The 3,593-nt window shown below is 57.3% G+C and carries 4 protein-coding genes; all 4 read right to left on the reverse strand.

Annotation, left to right across the window (positions count from 1 at the left end):
* Positions 1-819: 819 nt before the first annotated feature.
* Positions 820-1,107: a hypothetical protein gene (locus VHB22_RS03010; protein WP_325455473.1), complete on the reverse strand. Its 288-nt coding sequence runs from the start codon at positions 1,105-1,107 to the stop codon at positions 820-822.
* Between the two features lie 76 nt (positions 1,108-1,183).
* Entirely contained in the window at positions 1,184-1,573 is a 390-nt protein-coding gene (locus VHB22_RS03015) for a hypothetical protein (protein WP_325455474.1), read from the reverse strand.
* Positions 1,574-1,672: 99 nt separating this feature from the next.
* The gene (locus VHB22_RS03020; protein WP_325455475.1) at positions 1,673-2,413 is read right to left on the reverse strand and encodes a hypothetical protein; all 741 of its coding nucleotides are present in this window, start codon (positions 2,411-2,413) and stop codon (positions 1,673-1,675) included.
* A 364-nt stretch (positions 2,414-2,777) separates the two neighbouring features.
* Positions 2,778-3,593, reverse strand: an 816-nt coding sequence (locus VHB22_RS03025) for a phosphomethylpyrimidine synthase ThiC (protein ID WP_325455476.1), incomplete at its 5' end; no start/stop codon positions are given.

The following is a 3,593-nucleotide window of genomic DNA, read 5'->3' on the forward strand; positions in this document are numbered from 1 at the left end:
GACTTCACCGTCCGCAAGTTCAGGCGTTCGTCTGTCGCCGACCTGCGTCCACCGCATCCCACCGCAACGTTCGTGACGATCGCGATCCGCCCCTCTTAACCGGGTGAGACGGGGCGAGCCGATAGCGCTGATTTGCCCGACGAGGGAAGCGGAATGTTTTTGCGCAGAGGGATGGACGGGGTTTTGGTGATTTGCCCATCGGGTTGATGTGTCGCGGGCGGGCGAGAGGATTTTACTTGCGGGTGAGGCGACCCAGCTCGCAGCACAGAATTAGGCTTCGCTAAACCATGATATATTCGGTTGGAATAAGGCGTCATTGCGAGCGCAAGCGAAACAATCCAATATCGCGGGCAAAGACCTGGATTGCGTGGTCGCTTTGCTCCTCACATGGGTTTGTCTGACCACGGTCGAATGGCCGAGTGCAGTGCCCGTGTCGCCAAGCTATTGGTCGGTATCCGTCCGAAGTTCGAAACGCATTGAAAGATTAGGCGCGAAGAAAGACTATGCGGGTTTGCGATTGCGACGAGGTCGGGTGCCCTCAAGCCCGGGCCTCGCGCCCGTGCCATATCCTCGTGATCAGGATATTTCCGTCCGCGGGCAGGGCAGCGTAACGTACGAGGTATCCGGAGGAACTAAACCGGACTACGATCTGGCGAATGTCGGGGTCCTCGGTCGTCATGCCCAGATCAGGAAATTCCTGCAATCACTCGATCGCCGTCCAGATCGACGCTAATGCGCGACGCGCGGCGTCGGGATTGCTTTGATCAAGAAAGGCTCGCAATCGCTCGATGTCGTCGATGGCATCGGGCGAAAGCAGGATCATTTGTTCTCGCGAGGCGCCGGGCGTGGCAGCTCGTTTGCCGAACCCCAGCTTGCGACCCAGGTCTTCACGTCAGCCAGCGGCACGGCCGCTCGCGTCTCTCTGAAAACATCGAATCGTCGGCGGTCTTCCCCAATATCGGGACCCGCGACGTCGACGACGGAATCGAGAAGCGCGACGGCTTCGGCGAGCACTGCGGCGACATCCTGCCCGCGCTCATCAGCCATTTCGCGCAGACGCGCATCGGTCTCGGCGTCGATATCCAGCGTGCGACGGATGATGTTCATGGCCAATAGGATAGTTGCGGAGAGTCGATTTGTCGAGATGACGAAGCTGCCCTCGCGGGTTAGTTAACCCCGCCAACTAGCGCGCCGGCTCCTTGGTCTGCTCCTCGGCTACGACCGATTCCGCAGGCCTGGTCGAGCGGACCATCAGAAACGTTCCCGACATGCCCGGCAGCCGCCAACGCCCATCGATTTCCGTCGCCTCGGCATTGACCGTGCCTTCATAGAAGACGGTGCCATAGCCATAGCCAGGTGGTTCGTAACGTTTGACGAACGAGACCGCGCTGCCCGACCGATGACCCGCAATCGAAGCATTGTGGGTGCTGAGCGGGCAAGCGGGACTGGTGCAGGGCTCGGTCACGTTTCCGGCGAGCGCGCCACCGGACTCGATGAGCGTCGCCAGAAACGTGACTATTCCGCGCGGGTGGGTATAGGTGCCGTCCCAAACGCCGGTCAGACTGTCGGTCATTGTGGTCCAATTCAGTTCGGAGGGTAGGTCAGCGAAGAGTAACCCGCCGATCTCCGAGCGGAAAGCTGATGGGTTATGCCTTCGGCTAACCCACCCCAGCTATTTCCGCGCGACCTCGATGCCGGTGAACTTAAAACCCTTTCCTTCCGCCTCTTTGTAGTCGCCGGTAAATTTCAGAAACTTCCAGTATGACGCTTCTATTTCTATTTCCGTTGGATTTAAGCCCAAGGGATCTTTAAAGCCTTTAGCTATCAGCGCACCAGCTTTGAGTTTTTCGTAGATATCGTTCAATGCATTTCTACGAGCCTTTTCCCGTAGCTTGTGCAGCGCAAGGTTCCTTGCACTCGCGTCTCTAGCGGCCTCACGTAATAGTGTCATGGATTCAGAATCTTCGCTAACTGGTGCGGACCCAAACGGCACTCCAAGAGCTTCTCTTTGAATTGAAAGCTCTCTCATATGCTCGCTTAGTTCTTGAACTTCATCTTCTGCGACATGCGCACCCTTCATCAATTCGGGGTTAGCCAATTTGAAGATGTCGTAGGACGAATGCCAATGACGGTTTTTGTATCTATGATAGGCCCGTGGCCCAATAAGTCCTAAAATTACTCCGATAAAGACCCACACTATTATTTGCAGCAAGCGGTTTTCTGCCAGCGCCACGAGATCATCGTACGCACTTAGTGCAGCCGTTGCAGATGCAAGAACCGTGTCGGATAAATGAGGCACCTCCGGCGTGTTTTCGTAGGTAACGAGGATTAGAATAAAATTCGCAACGCCGAAAATTGCGAGCCCGAGGATGGCAACCTTGCGAACGGGGTTATTAAGCGCGAGTGCGGACAAGTAAATCCCTCCCAGCGTAAGCACTAGCGTTACGATCTGCGTGGCTAGACCGACCAAAATATGATCTCCCCTCTAATGAGTGTACCCATAGAAGGATATTCTCGCACGAGAGTGTCAAGTCCCGTATAGTCGCCATTGCGAGGAGCAAAGCGACGAAGCAATCCACTGACATCGCGACCGTTCTGGATTGCTTCGCTTCGCTCGCAATGACGCTAGTCATTTTGACAAGGAGCGCAGCGTAAAAAAAGCCGGGCTTTCGCCCGGCTCTTTCATTTTCGATGGATGCCCGGGTCATCTAGCGCGAAGACGCGCTTCGCGCTTTTGCCCGGGCATGACGAGTTGAGAGGGCGGAGAGGCCTTCGCCTCACAACGCCTTGTTGCTCTCCTTCACCTTGTCCGCATCGAGATAGACGTCGCTGCCCATTTCCTTGAACTTGGCTGACATCTGCGCCATGCCTTTTTCTATTTCTGAAGACGGGATTTGATCGCCTTCGGCTCCAAATCCCTTTTGTTCTTTATCATTCAAGGTCGCGGCGTAGTCGCGGACGTCCTGGGTGATCTTCATCGAGCAGAATTTCGGGCCGCACATCGAGCAGAAATGCGCGACCTTGTGAGCTTCCTTCGGCAGCGTCTCGTCGTGGAATTTGCACGCGGTATCGGGGTCGAGGCCGAGGTTGAACTGGTCCTCCCAGCGGAAGTCGAAGCGGGCGCGGGACAATGCGTCGTCGCGCAGCTGCGCCGCCGGGTGGCCCTTGGCGAGATCGGACGCATGCGCCGCGATCTTGTAGGTGATGACGCCGGTCTTGACGTCATTGCGGTCGGGCAGGCCGAGATGCTCCTTCGGCGTCACGTAACACAGCATGGCGCAGCCGAACCAGCCGATCATGGCCGCACCAATGCCTGAGGTGATGTGGTCGTAGCCCGGCGCGATGTCGGTGGTCAGCGGCCCCAGCGTATAGAACGGCGCCTCCCCGCACTCCTTGAGCTGCTTGTCCATGTTGATCTTGATCTTGTGCATCGGCACGTGGCCGGGGCCTTCGATCATGACCTGGCAGCCCTTGTCCCAGGCGATCCTGGTGAGTTCGCCCAAGGTCTCCAGCTCCGCGAACTGCGCGCGGTCGTTGGCGTCTGCGATCGAGCCCGGACGCAGACCGTCGCCAAGCGAGAACGAGACGTCATA

Origin of the sequence: Hyphomicrobium sp. (assembly GCF_035548195.1) — a bacterium.
GTDB lineage: Bacteria > Pseudomonadota > Alphaproteobacteria > Rhizobiales > Hyphomicrobiaceae > Hyphomicrobium_B.

Excerpts from the sequence above, each read along its gene's own strand:
- VHB22_RS03015 (WP_325455474.1), bottom strand. The coding sequence starts at position 1,573 with ATGACCGACAGTCTGACCGGCGTTTGGGACGGCACCTATACCCACCCG.
- VHB22_RS03010 (WP_325455473.1), bottom strand. The coding sequence starts at position 1,107 with ATGAACATCATCCGTCGCACGCTGGATATCGACGCCGAGACCGATGCG.